This is a genomic window from Kaistia dalseonensis (assembly GCF_030814715.1).
GTDB lineage: Bacteria > Pseudomonadota > Alphaproteobacteria > Rhizobiales > Kaistiaceae > Kaistia > Kaistia dalseonensis.
On sequence record NZ_JAUSVO010000006.1, the window covers coordinates 215,644 to 235,412 of the forward strand.

General features: G+C 62.8%; 17 protein-coding genes and 1 other RNA gene. 9 read left to right on the forward strand and 9 right to left on the reverse strand.

From position 1 onward, the window contains the following. Positions 1–62: 62 nt before the first annotated feature. Positions 63–857 carry a thymidylate synthase gene (locus QO014_RS20515; RefSeq protein WP_266350620.1) on the reverse strand — a complete coding sequence of 265 codons (795 nt, stop codon included), beginning with the start codon at positions 855–857 and terminating at the stop codon, positions 63–65. Between the two features lie 122 nt (positions 858–979). Here QO014_RS20515 and QO014_RS20520 point away from each other — a divergent pair, with 122 nt between their 5' ends. Further along, positions 980–1,570 (forward strand): hypothetical protein, encoded by a 591-nt coding sequence (locus tag QO014_RS20520; RefSeq protein WP_266350621.1) that lies wholly within the window; start codon positions 980–982, stop codon positions 1,568–1,570. An 80-nt stretch (positions 1,571–1,650) separates the two neighbouring features. Here QO014_RS20520 and QO014_RS20525 read toward each other — a convergent pair whose 3' ends face one another. Then, complete coding sequence (locus tag QO014_RS20525) at positions 1,651–2,853, reverse strand: multidrug effflux MFS transporter (protein ID WP_266350622.1); 1,203 nt, start codon at positions 2,851–2,853, stop codon at positions 1,651–1,653. Positions 2,854–3,021: 168 nt separating this feature from the next. Here QO014_RS20525 and QO014_RS20530 point away from each other — a divergent pair, with 168 nt between their 5' ends. The 3 genes from QO014_RS20530 to QO014_RS20540 all read left to right on the forward strand — a co-directional run bounded on the left by QO014_RS20530 (position 3,022) and on the right by QO014_RS20540 (position 4,713). Next, positions 3,022–3,738 carry a TetR/AcrR family transcriptional regulator gene (locus QO014_RS20530; RefSeq protein ID WP_266350623.1) on the forward strand — a complete coding sequence of 239 codons (717 nt, stop codon included), beginning with the start codon at positions 3,022–3,024 and terminating at the stop codon, positions 3,736–3,738. 13 nt (positions 3,739–3,751) lie between these two features. Then, positions 3,752–4,125, forward strand: a transfer-messenger RNA (tmRNA) gene (gene ssrA / locus QO014_RS20535). 48 nt (positions 4,126–4,173) lie between these two features. After that, positions 4,174–4,713 (forward strand): SspB family protein, encoded by a 540-nt coding sequence (locus QO014_RS20540; protein ID WP_266350624.1) that lies wholly within the window; start codon positions 4,174–4,176, stop codon positions 4,711–4,713. Between the two features lie 36 nt (positions 4,714–4,749). On the opposite strand, the gene QO014_RS20545 is transcribed toward QO014_RS20540, so the two are convergent. Continuing rightward, complete coding sequence (locus tag QO014_RS20545) at positions 4,750–5,637, reverse strand: glycosyltransferase family protein (RefSeq protein WP_266350625.1); 888 nt, start codon at positions 5,635–5,637, stop codon at positions 4,750–4,752. Positions 5,638–5,836: 199 nt separating this feature from the next. Between QO014_RS20545 and fumC the strand changes: the two genes are divergently transcribed. From fumC to QO014_RS20560, 3 genes are all read left to right on the forward strand, one after another. Then, positions 5,837–7,225: a class II fumarate hydratase gene (gene fumC / locus QO014_RS20550; RefSeq protein ID WP_266350626.1), complete on the forward strand. Its 1,389-nt coding sequence runs from the start codon at positions 5,837–5,839 to the stop codon at positions 7,223–7,225. A 191-nt stretch (positions 7,226–7,416) separates the two neighbouring features. Then, positions 7,417–7,599, forward strand: a complete 183-nt coding sequence (locus QO014_RS20555; RefSeq protein ID WP_266350627.1) for a DUF4169 family protein — start codon at positions 7,417–7,419, stop codon at positions 7,597–7,599. Further along, on the forward strand, positions 7,596–7,856 hold the full coding sequence (locus tag QO014_RS20560; protein ID WP_266350628.1) for a ribbon-helix-helix domain-containing protein: 261 nt from the start codon (positions 7,596–7,598) through the stop codon (positions 7,854–7,856). The genes QO014_RS20555 and QO014_RS20560 overlap by 4 nt, the downstream gene beginning before the upstream one ends. Here the strand turns inward: QO014_RS20560 and QO014_RS20565 are convergent. From QO014_RS20565 to QO014_RS20575, 3 genes are all read right to left on the reverse strand, one after another. Continuing rightward, positions 7,846–11,688 carry an AsmA family protein gene (locus QO014_RS20565; RefSeq protein WP_307258996.1) on the reverse strand — a complete coding sequence of 1,281 codons (3,843 nt, stop codon included), beginning with the start codon at positions 11,686–11,688 and terminating at the stop codon, positions 7,846–7,848. The genes QO014_RS20560 and QO014_RS20565 overlap by 11 nt on opposite strands. Before the next feature lie 25 nt (positions 11,689–11,713). Then, on the reverse strand, positions 11,714–13,129 hold the full coding sequence (locus tag QO014_RS20570) for an FAD-binding oxidoreductase (RefSeq protein ID WP_266350629.1): 1,416 nt from the start codon (positions 13,127–13,129) through the stop codon (positions 11,714–11,716). Positions 13,130–13,250: 121 nt separating this feature from the next. Then, positions 13,251–14,237 carry a zinc-binding dehydrogenase gene (locus tag QO014_RS20575; RefSeq protein WP_266350630.1) on the reverse strand — a complete coding sequence of 329 codons (987 nt, stop codon included), beginning with the start codon at positions 14,235–14,237 and terminating at the stop codon, positions 13,251–13,253. Positions 14,238–14,739: 502 nt separating this feature from the next. Here QO014_RS20575 and QO014_RS20580 point away from each other — a divergent pair. After that, positions 14,740–17,091, forward strand: coding sequence for an ATP-dependent helicase (locus QO014_RS20580; protein WP_266350631.1), 2,352 nt, complete (start codon positions 14,740–14,742; stop codon positions 17,089–17,091). Here QO014_RS20580 and QO014_RS24605 read toward each other — a convergent pair. The 3 genes from QO014_RS24605 to QO014_RS20590 form a co-directional block, all read right to left on the reverse strand. Beyond that, complete coding sequence (locus tag QO014_RS24605) at positions 17,088–17,558, reverse strand: zinc-ribbon domain-containing protein (RefSeq protein ID WP_370877184.1); 471 nt, start codon at positions 17,556–17,558, stop codon at positions 17,088–17,090. The genes QO014_RS20580 and QO014_RS24605 overlap by 4 nt on opposite strands. Beyond that, a complete protein-coding gene (locus tag QO014_RS20585) occupies positions 17,530–18,171 on the reverse strand; it encodes a GYF domain-containing protein (RefSeq protein ID WP_266350632.1) in 642 nt (213 codons plus the stop codon). Before QO014_RS20585 ends, QO014_RS24605 begins: the two co-directional genes overlap by 29 nt. Before the next feature lie 173 nt (positions 18,172–18,344). Beyond that, positions 18,345–18,743: a GNAT family N-acetyltransferase gene (locus tag QO014_RS20590; RefSeq protein WP_266350633.1), complete on the reverse strand. Its 399-nt coding sequence runs from the start codon at positions 18,741–18,743 to the stop codon at positions 18,345–18,347. A 69-nt stretch (positions 18,744–18,812) separates the two neighbouring features. On the opposite strand from QO014_RS20590, the gene QO014_RS20595 reads away from it, so the two are divergent. Then, positions 18,813–19,688, forward strand: coding sequence for a 50S ribosomal protein L11 methyltransferase (locus tag QO014_RS20595; protein ID WP_266350634.1), 876 nt, complete (start codon positions 18,813–18,815; stop codon positions 19,686–19,688). Positions 19,689–19,769: the final 81 nt, after the last annotated feature.

Below are 19,769 nucleotides of genomic sequence, written 5' to 3' on the forward strand. Positions count from 1 at the left end.
GGAATCTCCCGCCGAAGCAGTATCGCGGAACGCCGGGGCGACCCGTCACGACGACGATTGGATCAAACGGCCACGGGAGCGCGGATCAACGGCTCGGGATGATACCCCTCGAGCGTGAAATCCTCATAGGTGAAATCTTCCAGCCGCCGAACGGCCGGATTGAGCTTCATGACCGGCAGCGCCTTCGGCTCACGCGAGAGCTGCAGTCGGGTCTGCTCCAGATGGTTCAGATAGAGGTGCGTATCGCCGAAAGAATGGACGAAATCGCCCGGCTTCAGCCCGGTCACCTGAGCCACCATCATGGTCAGGAGCGCGTAGGACGCGATGTTGAATGGAACGCCGAGGAAGACATCGGCAGAACGCTGGTAGAGCTGGCAGGAGAGCTTACCGTCGGCGACATAGAACTGGAACATCATGTGACAGGGCGGAAGCGCCATGTCCTCGATCTCGGCCGGATTCCAGGCCGAGACGATCAACCGGCGCGAATCCGGCGTCGTCTTGATCATCTCGATCACATTGCCGAGCTGGTCGATCGAGCGTCCGTCCGGCGCGGGCCAAGACCGCCACTGCGACCCATAGACCGGCCCGAGATCGCCATGCTCGTCGGCCCATTCATCCCAGATCGAGACGCCGTGGTCCTTCAGATATTTGATGTTGGTGTCGCCGCGGATGAACCAGAGCAATTCGTAGATGATCGACTTCAGATGCACCTTCTTCGTCGTCAGCAGCGGAAAACCGGCCGAAAGATCGAAGCGCATCTGGTGTCCGAACACCGACAGCGTCCCCGTCCCGGTCCGGTCCGTCTTCTGGGCCCCCTCGTTGAGGATACGCTGCATCAGGTCGAGATAAGGGCGCATGATTCTTCGTCGTTCGATTCGTCTTTGGCTGGATTATAGAGCGAAATCGCGCTACCCGCGCTCCCGAAACAGCCTGTGGCCGATCAAGGCCATGCGTTCGGACAGAGTCAGGGTCGATACAGATGAACAATGCGGCGCCGATTCCCGACGTCTATATGCACATCCGCGTCATCATCGGCATCATTCTCGGCCTCAGCGTCTCGCGTCTTCTCAACGGGCTAGCAGGCTTCGTCCAGCATCCATCGAGCAAGAAGATTTACTACACCCATCTCATATGGGTCGTGTTCACACTGATTTCCGTCCTGCATTTCTGGTGGTTCGAGTTCTACCTCTACACCGTTCCAAAATGGACGTTTGAGCTATATCTTTTCGTTGTATTCTATTCCAGCCTCTATTTCCTGCTCTGTACCCTGCTTTTTCCGGACAAGATGGATGAATATTCTGGGTACAGCGAATACTTCATGTCTCGGCGCAAATGGTTTTTCGGCCTCCTGGCAACGATTTTTATCGTCGACGTCATCGATACCGCAATCAAGGGATACGAACATATCCTGTCGTTCGGGTTCATCTATCCCGGCCGTAACTTCATATTTGCTTCGGCCGCCATCAGCGCGATCTTCATAACGAACCGGCGCTACCACCTCGCCGTCGCCATCGCGTCGCTCTTCTTCCAGACCTTCTGGATCCTTAGAGCCTTCTCGACGCTTTCGTGATGGCAAGCGGCGTTGTCGGCCGCTGAAGCTGCCGAGGCGAGCGAGGGCGTCAAGCGCAGTCGATCACGATCACGAATGTTCTACTGGACGGTCGCCTCGGTCAGCCGTCGGCCACGCAGGGTGGCTTGCGCGAGGATGAACGTGGCGATCGCGGAGCCCGCTATGCCACAGATCATCGGAAGCGCTGTGCCATCACTGAACAGGCCGGTGACCGCCATGATCACGCCGCCGGTGAGGAACTGCAGCGTTCCCATGAGCGCCGAGGCCGTGCCGGCGATTGCGCCATGTTCGTCGAGCGCCAGCACAGCCGAGGTCGGAATGACGAGACCGAGGAAGCCGAAACCGAAGAAGAGCAGCACCCCTATCAGCAGCAGATCGTCGAACCCGGCGAGCACCACCGCCAGCAGCAGCACCATGATGGAGACGAAGCAGGTCACCGCGAACTTCATCACCCGCGCCAGACCGAACAAGCCGCCCAGCTTTCCGTTGAACTGCGATACGCCGATGAACGACACGGCATTGATCGAGAAGGCGAAGGAGTACTGGGTCGGCGTCAGCCCGTAGTGCTCGATCAGCACGAAGGACGAATTGGCGAGGTAGGTGAAGAAGCTCGACACGCCAAATGCGCCAATAAAGGTCAACCCGAGGAAATGCCGATCCGTCAGGAGCTGGCGGTAACCGGCAAGCGCGCTCGACACGCTGCTCTCGACGCGGCTTTCAGGCGGACGCGTCTCCGGCAGCGCGAGGCCAAGCAGGACCAATCCGAGAGCGCCGGCAATCGTGACCGCCCAGAACACACCGCGCCAGCCCGCGATATGAATGATGCCGCTTCCGGCGAGCGGCGCCAGGATCGGCGAGATGCTGAAGACGAGCATCAGGAGCGACATCAGCTTGGCCGCTTCGGTGCCCGTATGCAGGTCGCGCACGATGGCGCGCGGGATCACCATGGCGGCGCACGCGCCCACGCCCTGAATGAAGCGGAACAGGATCAGCATCTCGATCGTCGAGGCAAAGCTGCAGCCGATGCTGGCGACCACGAAAAGCGTAAGGCCGAAATAGAGCGGGGCCTTGCGGCCGAGCATGTCGGAAATGGGACCATAGATCAGCTGCGCGATCGCCACCGAGCCGAAGAACGCCATCAGGCTCAATTGCACCGCCGCGGTGCTGGCGCCGAGATCCTCGCCGATCGTGGGAAGCGCCGGGAGATACATGTCGATCGCGAACGGCCCTATCGCGCTGAGCAGGCCGAGCACGACGCCGAAGCGGAGGATGGACGATGCCATGATGGAAATCCTTCCGGCGAGAACCGGTCGACGGCCGGCGCGGACCGCAACGCGTGAAATGTGGGGAACGGACCGTCACCTCCGGACATGCGGAGGACGGCAGCGCAGCATAAGTCCAGTTTTTTGGACATAGTTGTCTAATCCGTCAAGCCCCCCTATTCTGCGGTCATGAGACAGCAAAACGAGTTCGAGCCTGGTTGTGGCGGAACGCGCGGCCAGTGCGCGAAGCGCAGTTCGATCACCGAAGCGGCCGAAACGCTCTTTTCGCGCAACGGTTTTTCGGCTTCGAGCCTCGACATGATCGCGACCGCAGCAGGCGTGTCCAGGCAGACGATCTACAACCATTACGGCGACAAGGAAAACCTGTTCGTCGCCGTCGTCCGCGACATGACCGAGCGGGTCAATGCGGTGCTCTTCTCGGTCATCGCGACGTTCCCCGACCGCCCGCAATCGGCTGACCTCGAGCCCGAGCTCACCGCCTTTGCCACGCGCCTCATCCGCAATTGCCTGTGCGACCGGGACGGACGGGCCCTGAGGCGCATGATCGAAGCCGAAGGCGGACGTTATCCCAAGCTTTTTGCGGCCTGGCGCGACCACGGGCCGGGCAAGGCCTGGTCACTGATCGGCGGCCATTTTGCGCGCCTCGCCCATGAGCATCTGCTTTCCGTCGAAGATCCGGATCTCGCCGCGCGCCAGTTCATGGCGCTGATTTTCGCCGATATCCAGATGATGACGCTGCTCGGCGAGCAGCCCTCGACGGAGCAGATCGAGGCCGCAGCGATGAACGGTGTGCGCACGTTCATCCGCGCTCACGACGCCACCCGGCCGGTGCCAGGGCCCTCTCCCGTTCCTGCTGGACGCGACGCGACCATCGCTCTTTCATAGCGCGGCGGTTCGCGCCCTTTTCACCGCCCTTTCGATCCCCTATATCTCCAGTGCCGGTGCAAGCCGGCTATGGCGATAAACGGTCACCGAAATAAACCTATCGGACCCGGGGGCGGTACCCGGCGCCTCCACCAAAGACCATCGGCAACGATGGACCATCGACGGCGATGGTTTTCGGCGGGGGCGAAATAGGATCGACGAGGGCGTAAAGGGTGTTCTTTTGCTCGGCATGGTACCGCCGATATCGGACCAAACCTATAGTTGCGAATGACAACTATGCTCCGGTTGCTATCGCCGCGTAATGCGGTGCTGGTACCGAAATCAAAGTCCTTGCGGGTAGCACTGTAAGGCGGGGTCCGGAGGCACCTGGCAACAGAAGCCTCCACTTCTTTTCCCGGCCCTTGGGCCGGAGCCTTATGCGAGACGGAAGAACGAATGGCCGAAGACCTGATCCGTTACGATATTCTGGCTCAGGACGCGCTTCGAGGCGTCGTTCGCAAGGTGCTTGCCGAAGTGGCCAAGACCGGCCTTCCCGGTGATCATCATTTCTACATCACCTTCGAGACGCGGGCGCCCGGCGTCAGGATTTCCAGCCGCATGCTGGCCCAATATCCCGACGACATGACGATCATCCTGCAGCATCAGTTCTGGGACCTGTCGGTCACCGAGCATGCCTTCGAGGTCGGATTGTCCTTCAACGGCGTCCCCGAGCGGCTGCTCATTCCGTTTACGGCGCTGAAGGCCTTCCTCGATCCGTCGGTGCAGTTCGGACTGCAGTTCGACATGGCGCGTGCCGACGAAGACGCCGAAGAAGGCAGCCACGAGATGGAGGAGGTCGAGACCTCACCGCTCGTGCTCGACCGTCCGTCGGCCTTTGCCTCCGCCGAAGCGGAGAGCGAGCCGGCTGGCGACGAAGAGCCTAAGCCGGCCCAGGCCGAGATCGTCCGGCTCGACGCCTTCCGCAAGAAGAACTGACCGGCAGTCAAACAGCCCCGATTCAGGCCGTGAGCGTTATCGCACGGACTTGAAGTGCTTCTTGCCGATATCGAACGGCAGGAATGGCTGGATCTTGAGGCCGATGATGTTGCGCCGGTCGCGGTTGTTCACGTAGCCGCCCTGGTTCGGCACATAGGGATCGCCCTCCTGTGTGGCGATCCATTCCGCCATGACGGCCGGATGACTGCCCTCGAACCGTTTCACCAGCCGCCCATCCATCGAGTAGGTGTGCTGACGATTGACGTTCTCGGGCGTGGGGTCGATGCCCCTGCCCTCATAGAGCCGGTTCATCTGCCGCCGCTTCTCCCACATCGGGATAGGTGAGCGCGCATTGCCATAGTGGAACAGCCGGGCCTCGGCTGAAGCCGCGCGCGGATACCGGCCGCGCTTCTTCTTGTCGAGCACGAGAAAATAGAGCGAATCGGTCGTCGTCGTCCGCAACGTGTTGCGAATGACGCGCACCTCGCGTCGATAGAAGCTGTGCCCGATCGCCTGCCAGTTCACGTCGCCATAGAAGTGCACATAGTCGAACCAGAGCGCCTCGACGCGCGGATCGTCGAAATGCCGCTCCATGGATCGCTTGAGCGCGTCGGCATCGTCCTCGTGCAGGACCTCGTCGCCCTCGATATAGAATGCCCAGTCGCCCGTGCAGTTATATTGCGCGATCATCTTCTGCTGCGCGAGCACGAAGCCCTTCTTGTGCAGCACCGGGTTCCAGACCGTATCCACGATGCGGATCTTCGGGTCGCCGATCGCCACAATGCGCTCGCGCGTGTCATCTTCGCCGGCGCCGACCGCCACCACGAATTCGTCACAGACCGGCAGGGCCGATCTTATGCTCTCGATGAACGGATAGTTGAGGAGCGAACCGTTCCGGATGAAGGTGAAGCCGCTGATACGCATGTCTCGACGCGATTGACCCTGACCTGCGCGACGGGCGCATCAAGCGCTTGGTAGCCTCTCCCGTCTTGCCGGGCAATCCGCAACGCTGCAAATCCGCCGTCCTGCGATTGCAGCCTTGGCCGCCTCGGACCCCCATGCTAGACAGCCGCATCCTTCGAGTTTCCTGCTGCACCGCGACATATCCGGGATTGAGCGCGCCATGACCACCCGCATTGAAACCGACACTTTCGGCCCCATTGAGGTTGCTTCCGACCGCTATTGGGGCGCGCAGGCCCAGCGCTCGCTCGGCAATTTCAAGATCGGCTGGGAGAAGCAGCCCGTCGCGATTGTTCGTGCGCTCGGCATCATCAAACGTGCTGCGGCTGAAACCAACATGGAACTCGGCCGGCTCGACCCGGCCATCGGCAAGACGGTCATCGCCGCCGCGCAGGAAGTGATCGACGGCAAGCTCGACGATCATTTCCCGCTCGCCGTCTGGCAGACCGGCTCGGGCACGCAGTCGAACATGAACGCCAACGAGGTCATCTCGAACCGCGCGATCGAAATGCTGGGCGGTGTGATGGGCTCGAAGAAGCCTGTCCATCCGAACGATCACGTCAATATGAGCCAGTCGTCGAACGACACCTACCCGACGGCGATGCACATCGCTGCCGCCGAGGAGATCGTGCAGAAGCTGATCCCGGCTCTGACGAAGCTTCGCGACGCGCTGGACGCCAAGGCCAAGGCCTGGGCCGGCATCGTCAAGATCGGCCGCACCCATACGCAGGATGCGACGCCGCTGACGCTCGGCCAGGAGTTCTCCGGCTATACCCAGCAGGTGACGAACGGCATCGCCCGCATCCAGCTGACGCTTCCGGCGCTCATGGAACTGGCGCAGGGCGGCACCGCCGTCGGCACGGGTCTCAACGCGCCGATCGGCTTTGCTGAAGGCGTCGCCGCCAGGATCGCCGCCATTACCGGCCTTCCCTTCACCTCCGCTCCGAACAAGTTCGAGGCGTTGGCAGCCCATGATGCGATGGTCTTCAGCCATGGCGCCATCAACACCGTCGCGGCTTCGCTGTTCAAGATCGCCAACGACATTCGCCTGCTCGGTTCCGGCCCCCGCGCCGGCCTGGGCGAGCTTGCCCTGCCGGAGAACGAGCCCGGCTCGTCGATCATGCCGGGCAAGGTCAATCCGACCCAGTGCGAGGCACTGACGCAGGTCTGCGTGCAGGTCTTCGGCAACAATGCCGCGCTGACCTTCGCCGACAGCCAGGGCCATTTCGAACTGAACGTCTACAATCCCGTCATGGCCTACAACTTCCTGCAGTCGGTGACGCTGATTGCCGATGCGGCCGTATCCTTCACCGACAATTGCGTCGTCGGCATCGAGCCGCGCCTCGACAACATCAAGCATGGCGTCGACCGCTCGCTGATGCTCGTCACCGCGCTCGCGCCGAAGATCGGCTACGACAACGCCGCCAAGATCGCCAAGACCGCTCACAAGAACGGGACGACGCTTCGCGAGGAGGCCGTCGGCGGCGGCTATGTCACCGATGAGGAATTCGACGCGATCGTCCGTCCCGAGGACATGATCGGACCGAAGTGAGGCGACCGGGCTTGCCCGGCTCTGCCCGCGATGCATCCTCCGCATGGATGTGCGGGGCGGCTGGATAGTGCTTCGATCGGACCGGCGGGCTCAAGCTTTCCGATCCGAAACGACTGAACGGCAGGCAAGATCGATCACGATCGAAACTGCATCAAAGTCGTGCTCAACCTGCAGTCTGCGAGGTTCTTGAAGTGTCGGCTGACCTCATCAACCTGAACCGCGTTCGCAAGGCCAAGGCCCGCCAGGATCAGGCGGTCAGGGCCGAGGAAAATCGCGCGCGGTTCGGGCGGACCAAGGCCGAGAAGAACAAGGCGAAAGCCGAAGCGGAGATGGCTGCCCGCCAACTCGATGGCCATCGCCGCGACACGGAATGAAGAAGCGCTCGCTCTCGATCGCCGGCCACGCGACATCGATATCGATCGAGGAACCGTTCTGGCAGGCCTTGCGGGAGATCGCGACGGCCCGATCGATCAGCGTCGCAGCCCTCGCCGCCGAGATAGACGGGGCGCGGACGCCCGAGACGAACCTCTCATCCGCCATACGTCTACACGTCCTCGCCTGGTATCAGGCGAGGGAAACACGGCCAGCTCCGGTTCTGCCGGACGGCCCCGGGCCTGATCTTACGGGTTGAACAGTTCGGGCGGCAGCCCGCCCAAAGGCTGCGCCGGCGCCGCGGGCTTGTTAGCCGACTCGGCAGCCTTTCGTTTCGCATCGGCCGCCTTGGCATCGGCGGCGGCCTTGGCATCTGCCGCTGCCTTTGCGTCCGCCGCTGCCTTGGCTTCTGCAGCAGCTTTTGCATCGGCCGCCTTCTTCGCCGCCTCTGCGGCCTTAGCCGCATCCGCCGCCGCCTTGGCCGCGGCAGCATCGGCAGCGGCCTTCTGCTTGGCCGCTTCGATCGCCTGGGCCTTGGCCACGGCCTCAGCCTTGCGGCGCGCCTCTTCGGCCGCCTGCCGCTCCGCTTCCGCCCGCTGCGCCGCCTCGGCCCGGCGTTGGTCCTCCTCACGATAGAGGCGAACGAGGCGGCCGAGCTTTTCCTTCTCCAATATGTCGGCCTGCAGTTTCTCGATCCGCTCGACCTCCCGCTCGAATGCCCGCACCGAGAGGAAGCCGGCCAAGGGCGCAACGTCGATCTTGCGCACGGGAGCCGACAGCGGACCGGAGAATGTCAGGTTGACCTGCGGCACCGCACCGGAAACCTTGTCCTCGCCCGGATCGACGGTAAGCGTCCACTGGCTGTCAATCGTGCCCTGATTGAGATCGACGGTGGCACCGCCGACCGTCGTAGCGCTCTTGGCGACGACATCAAGATTCTGCGCCCGAAGGGTGCCGGCAGCGATCGAGAACGCGCCTTCGACACGCTCGAAGGCGAGCGTGCCCGCATCGAGATAGCCGGCAAAGAGCTTGCGCAGATCGGCTTCGCTGATCTCCCGGCCCGCATTCGACGCCCGGATCACCGAACCGAACGCCTCGGGGTTGACGAAGCGCGCGGTGCCCGCACCGATGCGCAGCGATCCGCCGCCGGAGAGTGAGGACACCACGCTTGCGAGCGAGCGTCCCGTGCCATCGAATTGTCCGGACAGATCGAGCGTGCCATCGGCGATCGAGCGCCCCTCGCGCTGCCAGACGATGTCGCCCAGCGCCGCGCCCTTGACGGAGAATTGCCCCGAGAGCGAGGCCTCCCCCTCCGGATTGACGATCGAAAGTTGCCCGCTGGCCACGCCGCCGGCAAAATCGCCCTTGGTGAGGCCGATCTCGGTTCGGCCATCGGCAAAATGGGCCATCAGGCCTGCATTCGAAATCGAGAGCGCGTCGCCGAGCTCCAGACGATCAGCGCTCAGGCGGAACGACGCCTCGAAACGATCGATCACCGCCGGACCAAACGTCGATTTCGACCACGGTCCGTCATCCGGCTGCAGGGCCTCCGGCGACAGTCCAAGGGCTAGACCGAGCGCCACGTCGAGATCGGCTTCATCGACGGACAACTCGCCATCAAGCTTCCAGCGGCCCGTTTCCTGACGAAGGCCGAGCGTGCCGCTCGCATGCACGCTGCCGATCCGCGCATCGCGGAAGGTTGCCGTGCCAGCCGGGCCGCCGATCTCGAGCGCGGCATTGACCGTCAGCGGGCGGCGTTCGCCGAGGCCCGGTAGCGTCGTCAGCAGCAGCGAGAGGGCCGGATCGATATCGTCGCTGGTGAGTTCCGCCGTTCCCTTGAAGCGTGGCTCAGCGTCGGCATCGGCGCCGATCGCGCCATCGAAAGCGTAGGAGATCCCGGCAAAATCGCCCTTCATCACCGTCTGGACGCCATCGCCGAGAGAACCGGCCCCCTCTGCGGTCAGACGAAACCTGCCGGGTGTTCCGATCGATACGACATCATGGCCCAACTGCCGCAGGATCTGGCCGGCATCGTCGTTCTCGACCGCGGCGGAGAGCTTCAGGGCCCCGGTGCGCCAATGATCCATGGTGCCGGCATAGCCGAGCGCCAAATCTATGGCCGTGCCTCCCGCCGTTCCGTTCAGCGTGAGATTGGCCGTCGTCGTTCCATTGAGGGCACGGGCATCGATCACGGTCGAGAGCTTGGCCGGGCCGAGAACGGGGGCGGCGGCCGTGAACCAGGTCGCAATCGGACTGTTCGGCAGGAACTGGCCGACGATTGGCGCGAGTCCAGACAGGTCCTCCGCCGTGATTGAAGCCGACAATTGCCCGTTTGGCGCGCCAGTTAGATCGGCGACCCGTCCCGAAGCATTGATCGAGGCGCCGGCGAGATTGCCGATCGAGAGCTTCTTGGCAACCAGCGCGCCATTGGCGTAGCTGCCATCGGCCGCAACATCCTTCAGCGTCTGATCCCCGATCATCAGGGCGCCAGTTGCGATCTTGACGGAGATGCCGTCGGCGATGCCGCCGCCCTCGGTGACCTTTCGGCCCGAGAACAATTCGGCCAGCGCCGCGACCTGATTATAGTCGAGCGTATCCGCCTTGAGATCGAGCGCGAGATCGCGCCGGCCGTCGCTCACCTGCTTCCAATCGAGCCCACCACGAATATTGGCGTTCGACAGTTTCGCGGCAATGCCGCCGATGCGGATCGAGCCGGGCGCGAGATCGAGCTGCCCCGACATGTCGAAGGGCTGCAGCAGCGACGCTTGTCCGCCGGAGCCACCACGCCACCAGGACGCGAAGATGGAGGGCTGCTGTGATGCGAGACGGACCCCGCCGGAGAAACTGGCGGTGGGGCTGGTCCGCACCGTGCCGTCGGCTGTCAGCCGCGTCCGACCGGGCAGGTCGACGCCCAATTCCTCGATCTTCCAGCCATCGCCGGATGTCGAGGCATCAAAGCGCAGGTTCTGGGCCACCGACCCGCCAATGATGATGCCGGGAATATCGAAGGCAATCCGCCCGGGAATGGGCGGCATCGGCAGACCCGACAATCCGTTGGCAAAGCCGATCACCGCCGACCCGACATCGACAGGCCCCGCCGGTCCCTTGCCGGACGAACGGTCGACATCGATCTGCCGCGACTTGACGGTCGCATCGAAACGCATCGACGGCCCGAGATCGACGGTCGAGCGGCCCGCAAGCCCATAGGGCCTGTCTTCGGGCCCCTGCGACAGGTCGAAATTCGGCAGGTTCAATTGCTCGGGCCGCAGCTCGAATGCGCCGGACGCGCGCCAGCCGGGCCCCGGTTTCGCAGCCGCGTCCGACGGCTCACCGTCCACGCCGGCGATATGGGCAAGCGAGAACGTGCCCGACCAGACCGGTCCACGGGCATCGATGCCGAGCGGACCATCCGCCGACAGCGCCACTGGCATGGAGGCCGGGTTCAGGTCGAGCTTGACGCGGAGCATGCCGTCATCACCGCGCCGGCCCGTCGCGATGCGGAAGGTCGTCGGCGTGCCGGCTGCGTCGAGACCACCCTCGATCTTCCAGGGACCAAGCAGGGAGCGCGCATCGACGGAGGCGTTGATGTTGGTGAAGGATGCGGTGCGACCCGATCGCGTATCGACGTAATCGAGCGAGCCGTCGGAGATATCGACGCGATCGAGCGTGACGGCGTCCGGATTGAGCGCCTTGGAGGCTTCCGAGCGCTTGAGCCAATCCGGCGTGCCGTCGCCATTGATCGTCACGGTCAGATGCGGCCGCTCGATCGCCATGTCGACGACCTTGACCGTACCCGTGATCAGCGGAATGAGTTCGATCCGGACGGCAAACCGGTCAACCCGCATCATCGGCGCATCGGGCGTGCCGCCGACGCGGACATCGGTGAAGGTCAGTGACGGCATCGGGATCAGCGATGCATCGGCCGAGCCGAGCACGCGGACCGGCTGCCCCAATATCTTCTCGGCCTCGCGCTCGAAGGTCGAACGATAGGCGTCCCAATCGATGAACCACGGTACGACCAGCGCCGCGACGAGGATCGCGATGATCGTCCCGCCAAAGATCAGGTAAAGCCTGTTCAGGACAGCCTCCAGACTAGCGCGGTCGGTGCCAGATCCATCACAGGTCGGGAAGGATCTTGCCGGGGTTCATGATACCGAGCGGATCGAGCGCAGCCTTGATGGTGCGCATGATGCCGACTCCGGCGCCATGCTCCTTTTCCAGATATTTGCGCTTGCCCTGTCCGACACCGTGCTCGCCGGTGCAGGTGCCTTCCATCGCGATCGCGCGCTCCGTGAGGCGGCCGATGAAATGCTCCACCCGCTCGATCTCCTCCGCGTCATTGAGATCGACCAGAGGCTGAACGTGGAAATTGCCATCGCCGACATGGCCGACGATCGGCGCGATCAGGCCGCTCTCGGCAATATCGGCAACGGTTTCGGCAACACATTCTGCAAGCCGCGAAATTGGCACGCAAACATCCGTTGCGATCGAGGCGCCGCCGACGCGCAGCCCCTTGGCCGCAAAATAGGAATCGTGCCGCGCCTGCCAGAGTCGGGAGCGATCTTCCGGACGTGTCGCCCAGGTAAAATCGCCGCCGCCGAAATCCCGTGCGATTGCACCAAAGGCCTCGGACTGTTCGGCGACAGACGCTGTGGAGCCATGGAATTCGAGGAAGAGATGCGGCGTCTCGGGCATGTCGAGATTGGCGAACTGGTTGGTGGCGCGGATCATCAGCGCGTCCATCAATTCGATCCGGGCGACCGGAATGCCGCTTTGAATGGTCAGAATCGTGGCGTTGCAGGCGTCCTCGACCGTCGGGAAGGCGCAGATGCCGGCGGCAATCGCCTCCGGAATGCCCTGCAGGCGCAGCGTCACCTCGGTGATTACGCCGAGCGTGCCCTCCGAGCCGATCAGCAGACGCGTCAGGTCATACCCCGCGGAGCTCTTCTTGGCGCGGCTCGCGGTCTTCAGGATCGTGCCATCGGCCATTACGGCGGTCAGGTTGATGACATTGTCGCGCATCGTGCCGTAGCGCACGGCATTGGTGCCGGAGGCCCGCGTCGCCGCCATGCCACCGAGGCTGGCATCAGCGCCGGGATCGATCGGAAAGAACAGGCCCTGGTCGCGGATATATTCGTTGAGCTGCTTGCGCGTGACGCCCGCCTCGACGGTGCAATCGAGATCTTCAGGGTGGACGGCCACGATCCGGTTCATCTGCGAAAGATCGAGCGAAATGCCGCCAAACGGCGCATTCACGTGACCTTCGAGCGAGGTCCCGGTGCCAAAGGGGATGACCGGTACGCCATAGCGCGCGCAGAGCGAGACAATCTCGGCGACCTCATCGGTCGATGCCGCATAGACCACGGCGTCGGCAGGCTCGTTTGGCAGCCAGGTGGTCGTGTTCGCATGCTGGCGCCGGATCTCGAGGCCGCGCGAGAAGCGTTGGCCAAACCGCGCCTCGAGTTGGCCGAGCACAGCCGCGAGGCCGTCGCTGCCGAGCCCACTCCGTTCGCGCAGCGTTGAAACCACCATCTCAAAGAGCCTCCATCAAACCCGGCGCTGTCCGCGCCGGGGCAAACTAGCAAAACCATCCAGCCGCGCCAAAGACTTCCTGGATTTTTCGACTGCGTCGAAGGGTCTGTCGCCGCTCGCGTCAGGCCGCACCGCCCCGCAGCGCAATCTTGCCTGATCGGCCCGGCTGATCGCTCGCCTTCGCCGCCGCCGCGGCGTCGGTGAGATCGAATATGGCATCGACAGAGAGGCTGAGCACACCGACGGTCGCCATCTGGATCAGTTCGCCGATCATGCGGGCCATGTCGCCACGCTCGGTCATTGCCGAGCGCTTGGCGCCCCAGAAGCCGCGAACCGTGATCTGCTTGAAGATCAGATGGCCCGAATTGATCTCTAGCGGCTTGCCTGACATGGAGCCGAAGGCGATCAGCGCGCCACCTTCGGCGAGCACCCCCATCAGCTGGTTGGCTGCTTCGCCGCCCACCGATTCGAGCGCCCGCAGGATCGGCTGGCCACCCGTGATCGCCTGGACGCGTTCTTCCCATCCGGCTTGCTCGGTCGAGACGGCATTGCCGATGCCCGCCGCCGCCAGTTCATCAATGCCTGCATCGCGCCGAACCACATTGACGACGTGGATTCCGCGCGCCCGCCCAAAGGTGGCGACGAGCTTGCCGACGGCGCCGTTTGCGGCGTTCTGGATCATCCATTGGCCACTGGAGAGATCGATATCTTCCAGCAACATCAAGGTGCTGAGCGGCATCGCAATCAACTGGCAAGCCGTCTCGTCATCAATTTCGGGCGGAATCGGCACGACGCGAGCAGCCGGCGCGAGAAAATAGTCGGACCACACACCGTTGACGCCGGCAACGACAATACGCTGCCCGATCGCCGGGGCGGTTACACCCTCGCCATGCGCATCAACAATGCCGAGCGCCTCCGTTCCACCAACTGCCGGCAGGGCCGGCTTGTAGCCATAGGAACCCCGAACCGTCCAAAGATCGTGATTATGGATCGGCGACAGAACCATGCGGATGCGGACCTCACCCGGGCCCGGCTCCGGCAAGGGGCGCTCGGCGGTTGTCAGGACGAGGGCCGGATCGCCAAAGGTCTCATGAATGACGCTGCGCATGGTTCTCTCCGATCCAGTCTGTTCAGCGTGACTTCTATCTGATCATGCACCGACATGCCCAGATGATCCGCCTTCGCAAATCGTCTCGCTCGGCCAGCCTTCAAGGGGCTTTCTTCTGTTCGTCCAGGCAGTCGCGCAGAAATCTCGACGATCCGCGTCTGCTATCCTGGTCCCGATGCCCGGAAGATCGCCACCATGAGACCATTCGGGAGGCCCACAGCAATAGTGCGCGTCTCGCCATACGCGAAGCGCTCATCCGGCCCGTTCGACTGTGCGCCCCACAAAAAACCGCTGCATTATCGAGGATAATCGAGCCGCTTATCGCACGGCGCTGCCTCACGCCTCGTCGGATCAGGAACGATCTGCGCTCGTTTTCCATGTATGCAATCAGTGAGGTGGCTCTGCGAGCTGGGTGCGAGTTGCCGCGGTCGCTGGAAAGAGGCCGCCCGAAAGTCCATATTCTCCAAATGTTCACGGTATCGAATCGTATGCGGGACGCCGCATGACCGCCTCTTCCGACATCACCGCTCCCGGCCCGCGCCCCGGCGGGATCGCGGCACGCGCGCTCGGCGCCAAGCCCATTCCCGACTATGTCGCCCGCCTCAACCCCGAGCAGCGACTGGCCGTCGAGACGACAGATGGCCCTGTCCTCGTGCTGGCCGGCGCCGGCACGGGCAAGACGCGCGTGCTGACGACGCGCATCGCGCACCTGCTCGCCACGGGCAAGGCCCATCCGAGCCAGATCCTCGCCGTCACCTTCACCAACAAGGCGGCGCGCGAGATGCGCCACCGGATCGGCGATCTGATCGGCCCCTCGGTCGAGGGCATGAACTGGCTCGGCACCTTCCATTCGATCGGCGTGAAGATCCTTCGCCGTCATGCCGAGCTGGTTGGCCTCAAATCCAGCTTCACCATCCTCGACACCGACGACCAGATCCGCCTGATGAAGCAGGTGATCCAGGCGGAAGGCATCGACGAGAAGCGCTGGCCGGCCAAGCAGTTGGCGGCCCTGATCGATGGCTGGAAGAATCGTGGCCTCGTGCCGAAGGATGTCCCGCCCGGCGATGGCGGCTCATTCGCCAATGGCAAGGCGGTGAAGCTCTACATTGCCTATCAGGAACGGCTCAAAGTCCTGAACGCCTGCGATTTTGGCGATCTGCTGCTCGAAAACCTGCGCCTGTTCCGCGAGCATCCCGACGTGCTCAAGGAATATCACCAGCGTTTCCACTACATGCTGGTCGACGAATATCAGGACACCAACGTCGCGCAATATCTCTGGCTGCGACTGCTCGCTCAGGGGCGGCGCAACATCTGCTGCGTCGGCGACGACGACCAGTCGATCTATGGCTGGCGCGGCGCCGAGGTCGACAACATCCTTCGCTTCGAAAAGGACTTTCCGGGCGCCGTCGTGATCCGGCTCGAGCGGAACTATCGTTCGACCTCCCATATCCTCGGAGCGGCCTCGCATCTGATCGCTCATAATCAGGGGCGGCTCGGCAAGACGCTCTTCACTGAGGCGAACGACCCGGATTCGGTCAAGGTCCAGGTATCCTCATCCTGGGATTCGGAGGAGGAAGCACGCGCGATCGGCGAGAAGATCGAGGATTTGCAGCGCCAGGGCCACAGGCTCAACGACATGGCGATCCTCGTCCGAGCATCGTTCCAGATGCGCTCCTTCGAAGACCGCTTCATCACGCTGGGCCTCAATTATCGCGTCATAGGCGGTCCGCGCTTCTATGAGCGACAGGAAATCCGCGATGCCCTCGCCTATTTCCGCGTGGTGGCGCAGCCCGCCGACGACCTCGCCTTCGAGCGCATCGTCAATACCCCGCGCCGAGGCATCGGCGATACGTCGATCAAGCTGCTCTATGATTATGGACGCTCGCGCGGCATCCCCATCACGCAGGCGGCCGAAGAGCTTGTGCAGACCGAGGAGGTCAAGGCCAAGACACGCACGGCGCTCCGCGATCTGATGGCGTCCTTCGAGCGCTGGCGCGGCAAGCTCGGCACGATCAAGCATACCGAGCTCGCCGAGATCATCCTGGACGAGAGCGGCTACACCGAGATGTGGCAGCAGGACCGCTCGGCCGATGCGCCCGGCCGGCTCGAAAACCTGAAGGAACTCATCCGTTCGATGGACGAGTTCGAGAGCATGGAAGGCTTCCTAGAGCACATTGCCCTCGTCATGGACAAGGACAATGCCGAGAACCAGGATGCCGTGTCGATCATGACGCTCCATTCGGCCAAAGGTCTCGAATTCGAGACCGTGTTCCTGCCCGGCTGGGAGGAAGGCCTGTTCCCGCACCAGCGCGCGCTCGATGAGAGCGGCCGCGCCGGGCTCGAAGAGGAACGTCGCCTCGCCTATGTCGGCATCACGCGAGCCAAGAAACGCGCCTCGATCTGGTTCGCCTCCAATCGCCGCATCCACGGCCTCTGGCAGTCGAATGTTCCCTCGCGCTTCCTCGACGAATTGCCGGAGAAGCATGTCGATGTCGTCGAACAGACGTCGAACTATGGCGGCTACAATGTCGGCGGCGTCGGCAATTATGGTGCGAGCCGCTTCGACCGGGCGGACCCGTTCCAGAATACGTATTCAACGCCGGGCTGGCAGCGCGCGCAGGCGAACCGCGCCGCGGGCGCGAAACCTGCCGCGAAGTCAAACACCCGACTGATCGAGGGGGAACTGATCGCGAAATCGACGGGCTCGAAGTCGGACTATGCGATTGGCGAGCGCGTATTCCACCAGAAGTTCGGCTATGGCCATATCGAGGATATCGAGGGCAACAAGCTGACGGTCGCCTTTGAAAAAGCCGGCACCAAGAAGGTGGTGGATAGTTTTGTGAGCAAGAACTAGATGCTAAGGCCGCTGCCCTTACTATTTGGAACCGATTGCAGCCAATTCATGAACGAGCCCAAATGGTCAGCAATCTGGTTTCCTGCCCACCACCAGAAGAGAAGACTTACTAAGATGTTTACCAGCGCCAGAGTGTAAACCCAACGACGCTGCTCACCTTGAGGCTCTCCAGCATACGCCGCGATGGCTACCGCCAAGATTGGCGAGACTACCAAAAGGGGGATGACGCTCAGAAACCAAACGAGTATCGGAACCGGATCGCTGCGAATTGCGCCGAAACCGGGCCAAGCTTTCCGAAGACTCGCAGTCTTCAGATCTCGAAGCGCGACCTCCAGCTGTAGCAGCGCCCCACAGGTCGGGCATGTTCTAGCACCTTCCAGAATCTCGTTGGAGCAGGAAGGACAAGAATTCGTGCGTCGAAGGCGGGGCGCGCCCACCTCAGCCTCGGTAGCCGATCGGGGCTCCACCCGTCAAAATCATATGGTAGCGCAGGTTCATCGCTTTTGCGGTCCTGTAAGCGTCAACGGCGGACCAAATCCAAACAATCCAGCCAAGAAAAACGAACCACAACGCAACCATCATGATGAACATCAAAATGCCTTTGCCAACCTGGCCATTATAAAACTGCCCAAGACCAGCGCACAAAAGCGAAAGCAGGAGCGCTACACCGGCCGATTTATTTGCCGCAGGACCGTCGAGAAGGACGGCAGCAACGTTACTCGGCTGCTGACCAATAAGGTTGGTCACTTGTACGACAGTTGAACCCTCTGCCGCGCTAACTCGATGATCGGGGATTACTTGAGAAGGCGGTAACGGCGACGCCGATTTAGTCAACAGGCGACCCAGAATTGGATCGTCCTTAAGCGTCGACCATGTCGTGCCATCCTCGGCAATGACCTGTGTATTTTCGGAGACGCGTTGCTCGGACAGGAAGCGGCCGAAATCATGGCCGGGATAAGGGCCGTAGTTCTTTCCCTCATAGCTAATATACCACCGCCGATCCAACGGATGTGGCGGGGGCCCATCAGCACCTCCGGAAACCGAGTGATTTAACGAATCCGGAGCAACAAGATTTGTCATTGCCACTTTCCCCCTAGGTGCAGCGAAGATAACCTATGATTGTGCAATGTCCAGACGGCGCGCGGACGAGTTTGAGTTTCGCTGCCTAGGTAATGGCGGGGGTAGCCACAGGGCAGCAAACCAAACAGACTTTCGATGCGATTCCATCTGCATGGCGACCGCCCCAGAAGGCGCTAGGTCCGCCCAAGCCGCATTAGCCCGGCTTCGGTCGGCCGAAAGCCGCAGGCCCGGTAGAAGCCCGCAAGATGCGGTTCATAGTCGACATGAAGCCAATGCGCGCCACGATCGGCGGCGATCCGGGCCGCTTCCCGCACCAGGCGCATGCCGAGGCCGTTGCGCCGATAGTCGGGATCGACGGTTGGATCGAGCAGGAAGGCATGGATGCCGCCATCCCAGGCGACATTCACATATCCGACCAGCCGATCGCCATCATAGGCGCCGAGATGGACGAGACTGCGCGACAGGATTGCATGGGGATCGGCAGGCCCGGCACTGTTCCAACTGGCCCGCCAAAGCCGGTCCAGGGTGGAGGAATCGGGAAATGGGTCGGTTTCGATACGGATTTCGCTCAAGGGGCGTTTCCAAGATGGTGAATGCACGGATATGAAGCATCTCCGTTTTGAAAGACAAGGCCGTCAGCCGTGACCCTCATCGCCTCCCTGCACCTCGCCAAGGAAACTGACGCACAAGCGCTGGTCGAAGCCATCGGCGCGAGCGAGGCGTTGGATTTCCCGACCGCCGCCACCACGGAGCAGGACGACAAGAGCTGGGTTGTCGACATCTACTTCGAGGCTCAGCCCGACGAGGCTTTGCTCGCCTCGATCGTCCGCGACGTGCTGGGCGAAGAGGCCGGCACCTTCGTCGTGGCGCCGCTGCCGGATGAGGACTGGGTGGCGAAGTCCCTCGAGGGGCTGAAGCCCGTGCGCGCCGGACGCTTCCTCGTCCACGGCAGTCACGACCGCGACAAGATCCAGCCCGGCGACATCGCGATCGAGATCGAGGCCGGCGAAGCCTTCGGCACGGGCCATCATGGCACCACCGCCGGCTGCCTGGCCGAGATCGACCGGCTCGGCGCGCTCTATGACTACAAGAGCATTCTCGACCTCGGAACCGGCACGGGCGTGCTTGCAATTGCCATCGCCATGGCGTGGCACAAGCCTGTGCTCGCGACCGACATCGACCCGATCGCGACCCGCGTCACGGCGGAAAACGCCGCCCTGAACGGCGTTGCGACGCTGATCGAGGCGGCCACGGCCGAAGGGTTCGGCAATCCGGTCTTCGCCGCTCATGCGCCATTCGACCTGATCATTGCGAACATCCTCGCCGGACCGCTGATCGCGCTGGCACCCGAAGTGGTCCGTCATCTCGCCCCGGAAAAGGGCACGATCGTGCTCTCAGGGCTGCTGGTCGCACAGGGGCCGAGCGTCACAGCCGCCTATGAGGCTGAGGGCATGAAGCTGGCGCGACAGGGCGAAATGGAAGGCTGGCTGACGCTGACGCTGGAGCGGGCGTCGTAGGCCACCGCCGTCGCCGCACCGTCATCCCCGCGAAAGCGGGGATCCATCCAGCCCATACCTATCCGGGAAGGGTCCAGTTGG